The sequence below is a fragment of the Candidatus Binatia bacterium genome, assembly GCA_029243485.1.
Classification (GTDB): Bacteria; Desulfobacterota; Binatia; order UBA12015; family UBA12015; genus VGTG01.
This window is the reverse complement of the sequence record JAQWRY010000034.1, coordinates 1-14,115: the sequence shown is the minus strand read 5'-3', so window position 1 is coordinate 14,115 and position 14,115 is coordinate 1. Positions and strand designations below refer to the sequence as shown.

Genomic DNA, 14,115 nt, shown 5'->3' with positions numbered 1-14,115 from the left:
CTGATCGGGACCGATGTGGAATTGATCGTTATCCTCGACGGATATTTCCACACTTGCGCGTCGATCTGGCCGCGCGAAATCCTGGCCGCGCTGCGGGCCGGTATTGCTGTTGTCGGAGCGGCCAGTCTCGGCGCCATCCGGGCTGCGGAATTGTCGAAGGAAGGTATGGTCGGGATTGGCCGAATCTTCCAGGGATTCTCGTCGGGCGACCTGGTGGGTGATGACGAGGTCGCTCTCCTCCACGGGGACGAGGAGTCCGGATATCGTCCCATCTCCGACCCCCTTGTGGAATTCCGGGTGGCCTTGGACGGAGCCGTAGCAAGAAGTCTTGTCACTCCGCAGGAACGGTGGGAGCTGCTCGCTGAGTTGGGCGAACTCTATTTCGGAGAACGTACCAGGGCAAGCCTTTTTCGGACCCGGACCTTTGACGCATTGGCCGCCACGCAAGGGCGGAAGCTGCGCGCCTACATCGAAGGGGTGAGTTTTACGGCAAAACGAGAGGACGCCCTTGAGGCGCTGCGCTTTTGCGCAACCCATCGAGACGCTCTCGTAAGCGAAGCGGCTCGAAACCGGTCGCCGCTCGATCAGAGCATTACCGAACTGGCGCAGAGAGGGGTGCTGCGGGGCGATGGGGAACTTCATTCTCTGCAGAACCTGCTCGCCTCGCAGCCCTACCGGGATGAGGATGTCGGGGGCATCATCCGGGGAGTTCGGCGACGCTTCCTGATCCTGCATTGGATGCAGGGGAGGCGGCTAGAACCCCCGGCCGAGGCGTTGGCCTTGCTCCCGAACCACTGGACCCAAGAGGTCCCCGATGACGAGGAGCTGGCGTGCTGGCTCGGGCGCAACGCCATGCGAAGGCATGAATTCGAGGCCGAATGGCGCCGTCGTGCTACATGCGAATGGCTTGAAAGTTTGCCGAACGATGCCGACGAGCCCGCGATCCCCCGACGCAAGAATTTGTCTGCGGGGGATGCCTGCTTGCTGGACTGGGCCGAAAAAGCGGGCATCCGAGCGCCCGGGGAATCTCGGGAAGCGCCACAAGCCTGCATCGACTGGCTTCTCCTGCAGGGCCCCGGCTACTTCGGCCTGGGGGGTAGCGAGGAGCCTGCCTACAACGAGGACCTGGCCCTGATCCGTGATTTCCAGTTCCGCGGTTGGATCGCAAAATGGGCCGGCGCGGGATCCCAGGGGCGCCCGGCGTTGTGACGTTGCCGATTTGCCGTGGTAGGCTCGCACCAGGATCGAGTTCCCGGTCGCCGCTGCCCCAACTCATCACGTCAAACCTGGTGCTAAGACATGCCTAAAGATGATTTTTCCGTTGGCGAGATAAAGAGGTTCCTCGAAATCTGGTCTGCCAGCGAGGAGTGGCGTGCCCGACTCACTGAGGATCATGAGGGTCTAGTCGCTCTATACGGGCGACTGCCGCATCTCGATGAAGTGCAAGCGATTCTCTCGGGTGCGGGCGATGGGGTGGCGATAAGGGACGACATCCAAGCGTATACCGATTTCGTCGGCGAAAAGATCGCCTATCGGGAGAGGGTCAAGGTACAATGCGAACCGGACCATCCGGGATTCCGCGCATGGCGACGACGCCAAATCGCCCGCAACGTTGCCGAGAACGGTCAAAATGCGGACAATTTCATCATCCATACTCCCGTCGCCATCGAGTATTCGCAGGGGTGCTCGGTGGGCTGCTGGTACTGCGGGGTGGATGCCGACAAGCTGCGCAAGGTTTTCGAGTACAGCCCGGAAAATGCGCAACTCCACCGCGATATCGTCCAGATCTGCCTGGAAAAGATCGGTCCTGCCGTCCAGTGGGCTTGTAGTTACTGGGCAACCGATCCGCTCGACAACCCCGAGTATGAGAATTTCATGGTTGACTTCCATGAAGTCACGGGCATGTTTCCGCAGACCACGACCGCTCAGCCCGACAAGCACCTGGAGCGAGTCCGGGAGCTTCTCAAGCTCTCCCGCAGCAAGGGCCAATTCGTCGATCGCTTTTCGATTCAGAGCCTGAAGCAATTCGACGAGGTCCTCCGCTTCTTCCCCGCGGACGAATTGAAAAACGTCGAGCTCGTTATGCAGCAACCCCAGGCCCTGAACTCTTTCAAGGCCAATGCGGGTCGCTTCTACCGGTTGGCGGAAAAGAATGAGAAACTCATCGACCGCGAGAAGGCGAAGTTCAAGGGTTTCATGCTCGACCATGCAAACGGGCAGGCGCTCGGCGACAGCGAACTGGAAAGCGCCGCCAAGGAATTCGAGTTGCCCGGAACGAACTCGTGCATGTCGGGCTTCTGGATCAACCTGGCCGAGCGTTTCATCCGGCTAGCCAGCCCGACCCATGGTTCAGAGATCTGGCCAGGCGGATGGATTCTCTTCGAGGAGGTGAACTTCGAGGATGCCGCAGACTTCGAGCAGAAGCTCGAAGGATTGATGCAACGCAACATGCCGGAATGCCTCCCAGCCGGCACTCCGACCGCCTTTGGGCGGGGCTATGACTTTGAGCCCATAGAACGCGGCTTCGCTCTATCGACTACGCATCAAAGAGCGGATGTGCGCCCGACCGAAGAGGATCGAAGTTTCGCCCTCATTGGAAAGCTCCTCCACCGGGGGAAGAATACCCCGGAAGAAATTGCAGTCTTGTCGGGCTACCAGGACGGTGAACCCGAGGCTCGAACGATGGCGGTCCTTAGGCACTTTTTCGACCGGGGTTTTCTGAAAGAAGAGCCCGACGAAAACTTCTTCGAGCGGCAAGTCGCTGCCCGCCGAGGATGACCCAACGGCAGATGCATCCGATGACCGCTACGCAACCGCAGGTTGTCGCTCCAGAACCCGTGATCTCGGAGCTGAAAGAGTACCTCGACCGGGTACGCTTCCAGGGGTTCTACAAGAATCTCGTCGGCCTCCGCTCGTACTATGCAACGCCGAGTTCGCTTGGAAAAAATCCGCCACTCACGAAGCTCGCCCACCTGCTCCATGATCAGAAGTCGCGGGATCTCGATATCGCCCTCTGCCTCAGTGCGCGAAGAGAAATCAAACGCGACTGGCTGTCGAGCGAAAGCGCCACCCTGGCCGAGAAGCTTGTCGAAGCCGGATTCCTCCAGGAGTCTGAGGTTGGCTTCGGGCCAGGTAGCGTGGAGCTGATCGCCTGGAACGACCTCTACCTGCTCCTTGATGCACGAAGCCACTACGCTCAACCGGACTCACTCAACGAAGTCTACATCGGCATAGACAGTTATCTCCTCGGCTATTACCTCGACCTTGAAATGCTACGCGGCGGCGGCCGGCATCTGGATCTTTGCATGGGGACCGGGGTCATCGGGCTGCTTGGCGCAAGCGTAGGAGCCGACGTCGTCTCGACCGATATCGCGCCTGCGCCGCTCCTGATGGGAGCCAGGAATAGACTCCTCAATGGATTCGAGGATCGCATCGAGATCCGTGCGGAGCCGATGGAGGAAACCCTGGCGAACTGCACCGAGCGCTTCGATGTCGTAAGCTGCAACCCGCCGTTTGTTGTCGCACCTGAGGGACTGGACTTATTCCAGATCTTCGCACAAGGGCCTGATCCCGACGGCCTGGGTTATGTGCGGTGGCTGTTCGAGAACGTATGGGACACCCTGACGGAAAACGGTAGCTGCGCGCAGGTGGCTCTTTTTCCGGGAGACGGGGACCGTCTTCATTTCCAAGACGAACTGGAGGAGCTGGCGGCACGGCGCTCCCTTGCCATCGATATTTTCGTGGACCGGGAGATCGCCGAAGAGGCACAACGCAAAGGGACTACGGCCTGGCTGGTTCGATTGGCGAAGGATATTTCAGCCGAGGAAATCGCCGAAAGGGTTGCCCATCATTTCCGTGAAGTCCTCCGAGCAGAGCAGTTCTTCCTCGCCACGATCGTTGCCCGACGATCCACCCATCCCGAGGTTCAGTTGCTGAATCGCTACCGCGATGGCGGTATAATGGCCGGTGGCCGTCTCTCGAACGGGCTCGACCCAATCTACCAGCGAATCCCAGTCCGAAAGAAGGACAAGCCAAGTGTCTGAGTTGTTATCCGGGAGCGACCGAAGCGATGTGGCCTTCGTGGCGATGCCCTTTGCCGGGCTCGATCACCCCTCTCTGGCGTTGGGACTTCTGAAAGCCGAACTTTTACGAAATGGCATCCGTTCCAGGGTCCACTACGAGTCGCTTCGTTTTGCAGCGGAAGTCGGTGCGGTCCCCTATGTCTGGGTCGCCGGATCCGACCCGATGAAGATGCTCGGTGAATGGGTCTTTGCCAAGGTTCTTTTCCCGGATCTGGAAAGCCAGGTCGGATCCTTGATGGATGTGCCCGAACTTTCGGATTACGAACCTCGGCTTCGTCCCATGAGGGTGCGAGCATCGCGCTTCATACGCGAAGCGGCGGAGAGAATCCTCGAGGGAGGAGTACGCATCGTTGGCTGTACCTCGACCTTCGCACAGAATTGCGCCTCACTCTCACTGCTCCGTGAAATCAAGGAGATCGACCCCACCGTCGTAACCATGATGGGGGGAGGGAATTGTGAGGGCGCACTGGCTGAAGCCCTCGTCGAACTCTTTCCTTTCCTAGACTGTGTCGTCTCGGGCGAGGCTGATGACCTGATCACCCCCCTGTGCAAAGGGCTTGTCGAGGAGGGCGCAAAGTTTCTCGAGAGGCCGCAGCCCGAGGGGGTCGTGACCCGCAAGTGGAGCCTCGCGACCGAAGCGGGAGAGCAAGCCGCCAAGGTCCGTCCCCGGCGGGCGGTGGTGGACAATCTCGATGATTTGCCCGTGCCCGATTACACGGAATACTTCGACGAGATCTCGTCCTCGCGAGTACGCGTCCGTCCGGGGCTGGTCATCGAGGGCTCCCGCGGTTGCTGGTGGGGCGCGAAGGTACTCTGCACCTTCTGCGGTCTCAACGGAGAGGGCATCCGCTACCGGTCCAAAAGCCCAGAGCGATTCATCGAGGAGCTTGAAACCCTTGCCAAGCGATGGGGCTTGCGGCGCTTTGAAGCGGTCGACAACATTTTGCCCAAAGACTACGCTGCGGAAGTTTTCCGGGAACTCGCTGCCCGCGACGAAAAATGGTCGATCTTTTACGAGATCAAGGCGGACCTCAGCCTGGCCGAGTTCAAGATTCTCAGGGATGCCGGCGTGAAATGGCTCCAACCCGGAATCGAAACCCTGAGCCAGACCTCACTCAAGCGCATGCGCAAGGGAACCAGCGTTTTACAAAACCTCCAGACCCTGAAATGGGCCCAGCAGTTTGGGATGTTCCTTTCCTGGAACATGTTGGTTGGATTCCCGGGCGAAACGGAAAAAGACTACCAGGAAATCAACGAGGTCCTCCCGTTGATCCAACATCTGCAGCCGCCGACGGGGAGCACGGGCAGCAACCCCGGCCTGGTCCCAATCCGGTTCGATCTCTACGGGTATTATTATCGCCAGCGGGACGCTCTGGGCCTCGAGTTCCGCCCTGCAGGAAACTACCAGTACATCTACCCGTTCGCAGAGTCGGAACGACGTAAACTCAGTTATTATTTCGAAACGGACGCACCCCGCGGGGAGTTCGACTCTGAGGAATTCCAAAAGCTTTCCGCACTGATGAGCCGCTGGGCGGCAAGCCTCCGCCAGTCGGGTGCCCGGCCCATGGCTCGACTCGAGATCGTCGAGGAGAATGGCGACGAACTTCGCATCCTCGACAGCCGCGAAATTCGAACCGAGGATGAGCATCGGATTTCCGGGTTAGGGGCCCGGGTCCTGCTCGCGTGCGAGGAGATGAAGACCCTGGCGCAGTTGATCGAAATGCTCACCGAGGAGGGTTGGAGGGGTGAAGAGGCGCAGCTCCAGGAGACCCTCTGCCACCTCGAGGAGCGCAAGCTCCTGGTCCGTCAGAACCGGTGGGTCTTGGCGCTGGTGCTTCGCGCGCCTCTCTCGCCAAGGGTCGAGTCGGATGAATGCCCCTCGGGCATGGTCCTCCGCGAGCTGAAACCCATTGAGGATCCCTTCCAAGAGAACATCCTCGACGCCTACATGTTCCGAAGCCCGGCACCGGCAGGGGGCTGATCGCCCTGAGGGAGAAACACGGGATCGGCCCGACGGCGATTATTGAAGTGAAAAATAGTTGAGCTTCGGTAGAAATTTTGATACCGATGCCAATGCTAAAATAGGGGACAATTTGATGGCAGATTATACAAGCAGAAGAGATTTCGAAGCCAAGATCGTTGCGAAGGCGTGGAAAGACGATGCGTTCCGCAACGAGCTAAAAGCTAACCCCAAGGCTGTTCTCGAGCGAGAGCTGAAGGCGCTCTATCCCGATGCAGCGCTTCCTGCAGATCTTGATGTGAAGATCCTCGAGGAGTCTCCCAACGAGATTTTCCTCGTGGTACCGCCCGAGCCGGCAGGTGCGACGGGCTCGTTGAGCGACGAAGAGCTCGGCGCCGTTGCGGGCGGAACCGCCGTGCTCGTAACGGTCGTCGTAGCAGCCACCACCGTCGGCGTTGTCAACGTGGACGCAAACACCAATGTCAACGTGAACGCCAACCTCCAGACCAACGTCAACGTTAACGTCAATGTTGGATAGTTCCATCGAAGCCGCTGCTACCGTTGGGTAGCAGCGACTTCGTGTTCGGGGTGTTCCTCGTCAATGCCCCACCCGATCCACTTGCCCTCTACCGCTTCGAGGTAGAATCCCGGATCGTAATACGAGACCGGCAACTTCAGCGATCGCGCTTCGAAGAGTCCCATCGCCTCGAGCAGAACGACTCGGGTCATGCGGACCTTGAAACGAGACGTCTCTGCATTTTCTAGGGCCAGGTAGAGAGTTTCGCGAGCGGTAAGCACCTCTTGCATGGAAGTTGAGCCACTCCGGAATTCTTCAAGGAGTCCCTCCACGGCCTGCCTCGCTGCCGTTGCCGATTGTTCATAGAAATCCAGTTCGGATTGAAGGATTTTCTGGCGACGCCATGCCGATGCGATGCGGACCCTCACCTGTCGACGCGCGTAGCGAGCCTGGTCTCGCGCGGCCGTCTCGGACTGGCGCGCCTCGCGCACCTCGGAATATCTCGCGCCGCCTGCATAGATGGGAATAGAGACACGAAAACCAAAGACCGCCTGGAGTTCGTCATCAGAGATGCGCCGATTGGTCGCATCGATGGTTCGCTCCTGCGTCCAGGTCTGCTCGACCGTGGCGATCAGGTCTAGGTTCGGAAGAAGCGCTCCCTTCTGTAGAGCGACGCCGTACCCGGCCGTGGTCTGACTGGCGTTTGCGGCAAGGACATCGGGATTCAGTGCGAGCCCTGTCCGCAATGCCGCTGCGAGACTCTCCGCCGGGACTGCTGGAAGCTGGGGAACCAAAAGATCACCAGGAAGCGCCCCGGTGGCGGCCTCGAATCGGCTTTCCGCAGCTCCAACGAGGCCCAGGTTCGCGTCGTAGGCTGCTCGCGATAGCTGGAGCTGGAGCTGGACCTGCGCAAGGTCCGTGATCGTGCTGGTTCTGTTCTGAACCATGCCCGTCAGCATTTTTTCGAGCGGCAGGTACCCCTTCTCGATCTCCTCGAGACTGATGCGAACAAGAGAACGATAGTAGGAAACCGCAAAGTAGGCAGCCGCCGCGGACCCGAGAACCGCTTGTTCCGTTGAGCGCAACCTCTGCTCGCCAGCTCGAATCGAGCTCTGCGCCGACAAGATGGCATTGCGCGTCTGCCCGCCGCGATACAGTGGAAAGGAAAGCTCGGCCCAGATCTGGGGCTGGAAGAGCTCAAGCTCCGAGGGGTCCTCCGAAGAGCCCGTCTGACTTTGACGTTCAAGGAGGTAGTTCGCACTCACGGAGCCCGCAACCTTGGGTCGAAACCAGTTGCTGCGAGCCTGGGGCAGGGACTCGTCAAGGGCACGAAGTGAAGCCCGTGCAGCCATCAACCTCGGGTTGGTCTGGTAGGTTCGGGCAAGCGTCTGCTCGAAGTTTTCGGTTCCGGCCGGTTTCGCCACCGCCAGCCCGGGGACGAAAAAGAGGGCGAAGAGAAACGCTCCGACAAAAGCCCCGCGCAGGCGACTTCCCTCGCCGGTCCCACATATCCACCCCACAGACCCTATTGTCCCGAAATTGAAGGCCAACTGCCAGCAAGGCTGGGGAAAAGAAAAAGGCGGGGGTGGGGGAAGCAGGAGTCGGTGGAGGGGGGGCGCATAGCCGACATGGAGCCCCTTTTTTGGACCCAAGCCGACATAATGGCGCCCGATCGGGCAGAGTCGATTGACGTGCGCCACGTAGGCGACTTCGTTCTGCTCGCGCGCGCTGGCCGTTGCGCCGGGCGATTGCCGAGGTGCATGTGGTGGTTGCCTCCCTGGGATTGCGCATGCACCCCGACAAGCGCTTCATCGGGTCGCTGGGTCGCGGGTCGCTGCGCTTTGGTTTGCAGGGTCGCTCCCAAGAGGCGTCGCCGGAGGCTTCACTGATGACGGAAACCGACATCGTGCTATGAACTGACCCTGTCTCGGGCCCCTGGGGCATGCTTGTGAGAACTGCCCGGGTCATCTTCGTGAGAAGTGACAGGCCGGAAGTGTCTCTTATTTCAAACCCCCAACTGGTCCGACTTCAGCTGAACCCGAACAGTGGGGAGGGGGGAGTGGTGAATGACCGTGCGTTGGTGGGCGTTGGTGAATGACCGGGAACCTCTTTGCAGGAGGCGCGGCACTATATTCAGTCAACTTTGGTGTCCGGGCGCACTGGCTCCCGGACGCACAACGACGGGCGGGAGGGCCGTCGGTGCCCAATCGCGAGCGGAGGCCCCAAAAGAACACGGAGGGCTCTTCTCGATCGCCGTTCGGCCCGCGGTATGAGGCCGGCCGCGTTCGCGACTGGTCCAGCTCCTAGCTCGTCTCCACAAGAGAGCGGGTAAGGGAGGAAGGGCAGAAGGCTCCTTGGGGAAACCGTGCATCGAGTTCCCCGCTCAGTAACCGCAGGGATGCCTCACGAAACGCTCGCTGGAACTCCCAATAAAGTCGCAGATACGCTCGCGTCGCCACCGCCCGCCGCGCGGCCCCGCAGATCATGCGGCGGCGCTTCTCGAACCACGGTGGTCGCGGCAGAGCCGAGCGCTTTTCTCGCGGTACGCGCAACACCCGCGTACGTCCGAGGACGCGGCGTCCCGACTCTTCCCGCTCCACGGCGACCTGGGCAAATAGGCCGTTCATCGCTCCTACGGCCAGCCCAAACCTCCGACCGCAAGCTTGTTACCCCCATCGCATCCGGATATCGAAGGGATCGGTTCTTGAGGCCTTCCGCCACACTTCTGCGAGATTGGGTTTAAGGACCCTGTTCTGGGAGCTCTCGTGATGCCTCTACGGGCATTCCGTTTCTCGGGTATGACTCCCGAAGGTCTGTTTCATCAACGACGAACGTTCACCCTAAAAAGGTGCATCGTAGATTTATTTTTGGGTTTCCTCATACCCGCAACCGCAGCTCGAATCCCCCACACGTTCACCGTGAGCCAGACAGGGGAACTGACCAGAACCGCCAACCTTTGGCTGCAGAATCGGTTCTCACCTCACGCCAAGCAGCACCTACACTTCGATGCCAAGATCCCGTCGCCACTCCGCGATCGGACGCTCCCAACCGGCCTCCCAGCGCTGTGCGAAGAACGGCGCCGCTTCGCGGCCCCGTCGCCAGCCGCGACTCACCTCATTCATGATCGCGTCGAGCTCGGTCGCACTCTTCAGAGTACGCAACAGGCCCCCACCGATTAGAGCGATGGAGAGCGGATTATGAGTCTGCGCAAGGCCAAAGGCTTGCAGGCCGAGCTCGCCGGGAACATCCGTCGCGAATCCGGCGACCACATGCCAGATATCGTGGGCTTCCCGCATCCGTAACATCATGAACGCGATGTCGTCCGTTGCTTCGATCTTAGGGAAGAAAGCGGGGTCGAGGCCAAGTCGGATCATGTGGTCTGCGTAGACCCGCCCAAGCGTGCCTTCGGGCAGCGCAGAAAGGTTTTTGAGATCTGGGGTGGGAGGGATATAGCGCTCCTCGATGATCTGCGCGCTCTCCGGAACCGAACGTACATGCTCCCACGCGTGGCGGTAGGCCGCGGTCTCCCGGAACCCCTCCACGATCTCGAAGACAGAGTCCGTCGCCTTGGGGTCGCGGAGAAGCATGAGAAACCCCTTTAAGCCTTTGAGATATTCTAGATGTATTCGCTTGCTGATCATTCTCTTCTCCAAGTAGCAATGTGGGCTTCTCGTACCTGTTCCGAATTTGCGTCGCGGTCAGGGGCGCGTCTACGACCGCCTTCGTTTCTGGGTTTCTGCCGGGCACCGGCAGAAAGAGGGCGGCGTGGTTTGATCGAAGGCAGTTCCCGAGATAGCGGAAACCCAAAAGGGGTCTGTCGAATGGCAAGGAGTGGAATGTGACGCCGCACTGGGTTGGCACAATTGGGACAGGGCTTGTCATGGCGGCCTTTGTTTTCCAGATCGCCATTCTGCTGAGGAAACGCAAGGTGGGAGGTCTCAGCATCGGGTCGAGCATTCTCAACATGACGGCTTCCAGCTCGCTTTTGGCCTATGCCCTTCTGCGCGACGAGCCAATGTTCACCCTGGTCATGGGATTTCAGCTGGCGGCTACCTTCTTCATTCTCTGTCTTCATTTAATCTACCGGAATCGAACCGCATGAGTCCCTACGATATAGAAGAGCACTGGTTGGGGATCTTCGGAACGGCTCTAGTCATTATTTCGTACGTGCCTCAGATCAAGCATCTTTTCAAGATGCATTGCGGGGAAGGCGTTAGCCTCGTCGCTAATGCTTTGTGGGCCGCAGCGAGTTCATTATTGTGTGTCTATGCAGCGGTTGGCTCCGAATGGGTATTCACCGTACTCCAAGGGTACCACGCGCTGGCCTGCGCAGTGATTCTCACTCTGGGCGCGAAGTATAGAAACTCAAGGTGTTTGTTGCACCAGGATCGAGACTGACAGAACTCTCTGGGCGACTTGAACAAAAGGGGAAGCGTGGTGAATCCGATTTTCTTACTCCGTCGTATCTTGGCCTTGGCTCAACGTTTGCTTCCGCTGCAGGGCTACTGGATTGCGTTGGTTCGTTTTTCGATTGGAGTGTTTTTTTGTATTACGGGGGCCACGAAGTTGGTCGATGCGGACTCCCGCGCCGAGATGGTGAAAACCTTGCTCGCTTCCGGGGTCCCTTTTCCGGAAGTGAATGCCGTCGTCATTTCCCTGGTCGAGTTCGTGGGCGGAGGCCTTCTTGCAATCGGTCTCCTGACGCCGATCTGCGCCATCTTCCTTGGCGGAGACATGCTAGTTGCGATCGTTACGGATCGGATCAAGAGTGTTCAAGGAGATACATTTTTCGCCTGGCTTGATAATTTCTTGTATCTACCGGAAGTCCTCTACGCGCTTATTTTGGGTTGGTTGCTGATTTCGGGGGCAGGGAAACTAAGCCTCGATGGTCTCCTGGCCCGCAGCGATTCCGACCTTCGCTGAATGCTGCGCGAAAGCTCGTTCGCGGCTGGGAGAAAACCAGGAATGACCTGAAAGCTGAGGAGAGCGGACATCAAGGCCCTTTTGCCCCAAGTCACTTCTAGCCGTCAACTCCGGTCCTCCCCCGTAGAGCCTCCCGCCCGCGGCGAAGCCCCTGGGCGGCCCAGCACATCAGGCTGAATCAATCAGGGCTCCAAGTCACAGGGCGTGATCCAGACAAGGCATTCGCTCGAGAGGCTTACATCACCGTACGAACTGTAGGCTGTATGAAACAGATCCCCTGGAGAAATGGAGATATCCACAGTCCCGAAGACCCCGTCCTGGGTGAAACTGGCTGCGATAGAGACCATGCTTTCCTCTGTGTTCATGACGGCGGTTCCGTAAACACCGGTGATGCCCGCGTTGCGCCCATGGACGGGCACTGCTTTCCTCGCGTTCCTGGGCATCTTGAACTTCATGAGGCGGAAGAAGCCGGATTCGCCTGTGAAGTCGCAGGAGTTCCCGGCCATTTGCAGACACAGATCTCGCGCCGAGGCGGGGGCGGGCGCGGCGAGCAGGGTGGCAGACAGCACGGCGGTGCCGACAACGAGCGATAGTTTCATGATGATCTCCTGGGTGATGGTTGATGGTTGGCTGCGCGAGCAAAGGGCGTAAGCGAATGAAAGTCTCGAAAGGAGTGCGTTCAATCGGCCGGAACGAGGTTCTATTGGCGATTCTCACGGGGCGGCGGTTGTTCGGGTTCAGAGACGGTTGGACCAAATGACGGCAAGGTTCGCCCTCGAGCGTCCGATCTTGCGCACGCTCCTGATCGAAGATCGGACGCTGCAGGTCTCGCATAGCCAGTATTTTCGCGATGCGCGTGATGAACTTCTCGAAGACACCCGGAGTCTCCTGCGCGGGGGCGTCCGCTCGGGCGAGATCGGCAAATCATTGGATGTTGAGGCGATGGATCGCATTCTGAAGATTCTCACGCATAGTCTAGTTTGATCACTTTTGGTCATCATGTGATCGAGCGCTCGGATGGCATAGTGGAACCTGCCGTCGAACTCCTCCGTTCTGGTCTGCCATCTCCCATACCCAAGCTGACTCGAAAGGGTAGACGTTCATGAAGTTCGGAATTCGTATTCCCCCGCCGCAAATGGGTCCGATCGGTGACCCGGATTTCGTCGTACGCTATGCAAGGCTTGTCGAGTCGTTTGGGTTCGAGTCGCTCTGGGCGATCGATCATGCCGTGATGCACACGGAATACGATTCGCGCTATCCCTACAAGACCACGGGCCGCACGCCGCTGCCGGCAGACTCGGATATGCCCGATCCGCTGCTTCTTCTGATGTTTCTGGCGGCAGCGACCGAGAAGATCCGGCTGGGTACCGCGATGTTGATCCTGCCGCAGCGCCATCCGGTGATTCTCGCCAAGGAGGTGGCGACCCTCGACCAATATTCCGGGGGGCGACTGACGCTCGGCATGGGGATCGGTTGGGTGAAAGAAGAAGTCGAGGATCTGGGACAGGACTTCTCGGACCGTGGACGCCGGGCCAATGAATGGATCCGGGTGATGCGCTCGCTGTGGGCCGAAGGCATCTCTCATTTCGAAGGCGAGTATTTCAATTTCAAGGGCGTGTTGAGCTATCCCAAGCCAGTGCAGCCAGGGGGAATTCCGCTGATGATCGGCGGGCATAGTAAATTCGCGGCCCGCCGCGCGGGTCGCTACGGCGACGAGTTCTATCCCCATTGGTCCACGCGTGGGCCGGACGAAGAGGAACTCCGGAAATTGTGGCCGATCGTCCAGGACGAAGCGGAAAAGGCCGGCCGCCCGCGCGACGCAGTGCGCCTCACGTTGACCAGTACCAGTGATGCCAAAACCGCTCTTGCGACAGCCGAGTTTTGCGCCGAATTGGGAGCCGAGCGTATCGTGGTGCTTCCACCCAAGGGCCGACTCGACGGATCCTTGCCCGACGAATTGGCTCGCTTCCGCGAGCAGGTGATGTTGCCGCTGGGTGGCCACGGCGCAGACCAGCCCCCCCGGTGATCTGCTCTGCCCGATCGCCCCCGGCCGGGTGTTCTTCGCGGAGCGCGGCATAGCCGCGCAGGGCACCCCGGAACTCCATTTTTCGTGATTCGGATTCGCGGAAGAACGCTTGGGTCTCCGCCCGAATCCTGATGAGCAGTTCGGGGGGGAGGGTATGGTCCCGAAGATGGAAGAACCCGGTTTCGAACAATCCCTGGCGCAGCGTCGCCCGATCGGTCGAATCGTCGAGGTCCACGATCGCCAGGTTGGCAATATCCATCCTATGAACATTAGCATCGAGCGATAATGGGGAAAAGAATTTGACCTGTACGTCGTCAGCTGAGTCGGGATCTTTGGGGTCGATTACTAAGAGACACTTCCGGCACGTTTGCCCGCCTACGCGGCGCGTAGGTTCTGCCGCTTACGACGAGCCATTGTCTTCTTCTTGATCTGTTCTCGGCGCGTGAGGATCGCGTTGCGCCGCCCATGATATGCATCGGCTGGAGTCACGTTGTCCAGTGACTCGTGGTAGCGGCGGTGGTTGTAGTGCTCGACGAAGCGACCGATCGCTCGCGCCAGATCCAGCGTCGCGGTCACGTCCGACGCCTTCATCGTCGTGCCGAGCGTC

At 59.4% G+C, this 14,115-nt stretch carries 13 protein-coding genes; 9 read left to right on the top strand and 4 right to left on the bottom strand.

Going from position 1 to position 14,115, the window contains the following annotated elements:
• Positions 1-15 precede the first annotated feature (15 nt).
• The 5 genes from P8R42_11525 to P8R42_11505 all read left to right on the top strand — a co-directional run bounded on the left by P8R42_11525 (position 16) and on the right by P8R42_11505 (position 6,580).
• Positions 16-1,209: a TfuA domain-containing protein gene (locus tag P8R42_11525; protein ID MDG2305262.1), complete on the top strand. Its 1,194-nt coding sequence runs from the start codon at positions 16-18 to the stop codon at positions 1,207-1,209.
• 90 nt (positions 1,210-1,299) lie between these two features.
• A complete protein-coding gene (locus P8R42_11520) occupies positions 1,300-2,778 on the top strand; it encodes a radical SAM family RiPP maturation amino acid epimerase (GenBank protein MDG2305261.1) in 1,479 nt (492 codons plus the stop codon).
• Between the two features lie 20 nt (positions 2,779-2,798).
• The gene (locus P8R42_11515; GenBank protein ID MDG2305260.1) at positions 2,799-4,043 is read left to right on the top strand and encodes a methyltransferase; all 1,245 of its coding nucleotides are present in this window, start codon (positions 2,799-2,801) and stop codon (positions 4,041-4,043) included.
• Complete coding sequence (locus tag P8R42_11510) at positions 4,036-6,063, top strand: RiPP maturation radical SAM C-methyltransferase (protein MDG2305259.1); 2,028 nt, start codon at positions 4,036-4,038, stop codon at positions 6,061-6,063. The genes P8R42_11515 and P8R42_11510 overlap by 8 nt, the downstream gene beginning before the upstream one ends.
• A 115-nt stretch (positions 6,064-6,178) precedes the next feature.
• Complete coding sequence (locus P8R42_11505; GenBank protein MDG2305258.1) at positions 6,179-6,580, top strand: NHLP leader peptide family RiPP precursor; 402 nt, start codon at positions 6,179-6,181, stop codon at positions 6,578-6,580.
• 17 nt (positions 6,581-6,597) lie between these two features.
• Here P8R42_11505 and P8R42_11500 read toward each other — a convergent pair whose 3' ends face one another.
• Both P8R42_11500 and P8R42_11495 read right to left on the bottom strand, forming a co-directional pair.
• Complete coding sequence (locus P8R42_11500; protein ID MDG2305257.1) at positions 6,598-7,983, bottom strand: TolC family protein; 1,386 nt, start codon at positions 7,981-7,983, stop codon at positions 6,598-6,600.
• Between the two features lie 1,572 nt (positions 7,984-9,555).
• Entirely contained in the window at positions 9,556-10,146 is a 591-nt protein-coding gene (locus P8R42_11495) for a Coq4 family protein (protein ID MDG2305256.1), read from the bottom strand.
• 251 nt (positions 10,147-10,397) lie between these two features.
• On the opposite strand from P8R42_11495, the gene P8R42_11490 reads away from it, so the two are divergent.
• Together P8R42_11490 and P8R42_11485 are read left to right on the top strand one after the other, a co-directional pair.
• Positions 10,398-10,661, top strand: a complete 264-nt coding sequence (locus tag P8R42_11490) for a PQ-loop domain-containing transporter (GenBank protein ID MDG2305255.1) — start codon at positions 10,398-10,400, stop codon at positions 10,659-10,661.
• Positions 10,662-10,996: 335 nt separating this feature from the next.
• Positions 10,997-11,482, top strand: a complete 486-nt coding sequence (locus tag P8R42_11485) for a DoxX family protein (protein ID MDG2305254.1) — start codon at positions 10,997-10,999, stop codon at positions 11,480-11,482.
• A gap of 182 nt (positions 11,483-11,664) precedes the next feature.
• Here P8R42_11485 and P8R42_11480 read toward each other — a convergent pair whose 3' ends face one another.
• Positions 11,665-12,081: a hypothetical protein gene (locus P8R42_11480; GenBank protein MDG2305253.1), complete on the bottom strand. Its 417-nt coding sequence runs from the start codon at positions 12,079-12,081 to the stop codon at positions 11,665-11,667.
• 157 nt (positions 12,082-12,238) lie between these two features.
• Here P8R42_11480 and P8R42_11475 point away from each other — a divergent pair, with 157 nt between their 5' ends.
• A complete protein-coding gene (locus tag P8R42_11475) occupies positions 12,239-12,466 on the top strand; it encodes a hypothetical protein (GenBank protein ID MDG2305252.1) in 228 nt (75 codons plus the stop codon).
• Between the two features lie 118 nt (positions 12,467-12,584).
• Positions 12,585-13,508 (top strand): LLM class F420-dependent oxidoreductase, encoded by a 924-nt coding sequence (locus tag P8R42_11470; protein MDG2305251.1) that lies wholly within the window; start codon positions 12,585-12,587, stop codon positions 13,506-13,508.
• A 375-nt stretch (positions 13,509-13,883) separates the two neighbouring features.
• Here P8R42_11470 and P8R42_11465 read toward each other — a convergent pair.
• Positions 13,884-14,115, bottom strand: a 232-nt coding sequence (locus P8R42_11465; protein MDG2305250.1) for an integrase core domain-containing protein, incomplete at its 5' end; no start/stop codon positions are given.

Bases quoted from the DNA above. Each gene is read 5' to 3' on its own strand.
- P8R42_11470 (MDG2305251.1), top strand. From the start codon at position 12,585: ATGAAGTTCGGAATTCGTATTCCCCCGCCGCAAATGGGTCCGATCGGT.
- P8R42_11505 (MDG2305258.1), top strand. From the start codon at position 6,179: ATGGCAGATTATACAAGCAGAAGAGATTTCGAAGCCAAGATCGTTGCG.
- P8R42_11495 (MDG2305256.1), bottom strand. From the start codon at position 10,146: ATGCTTCTCCGCGACCCCAAGGCGACGGACTCTGTCTTCGAGATCGTG.
- P8R42_11515 (MDG2305260.1), top strand. From the start codon at position 2,799: ATGACCGCTACGCAACCGCAGGTTGTCGCTCCAGAACCCGTGATCTCG.
- P8R42_11520 (MDG2305261.1), top strand. From the start codon at position 1,300: ATGCCTAAAGATGATTTTTCCGTTGGCGAGATAAAGAGGTTCCTCGAA.
- P8R42_11480 (MDG2305253.1), bottom strand. From the start codon at position 12,081: ATGAAACTATCGCTCGTTGTCGGCACCGCCGTGCTGTCTGCCACCCTG.
- P8R42_11475 (MDG2305252.1), top strand. From the start codon at position 12,239: ATGACGGCAAGGTTCGCCCTCGAGCGTCCGATCTTGCGCACGCTCCTG.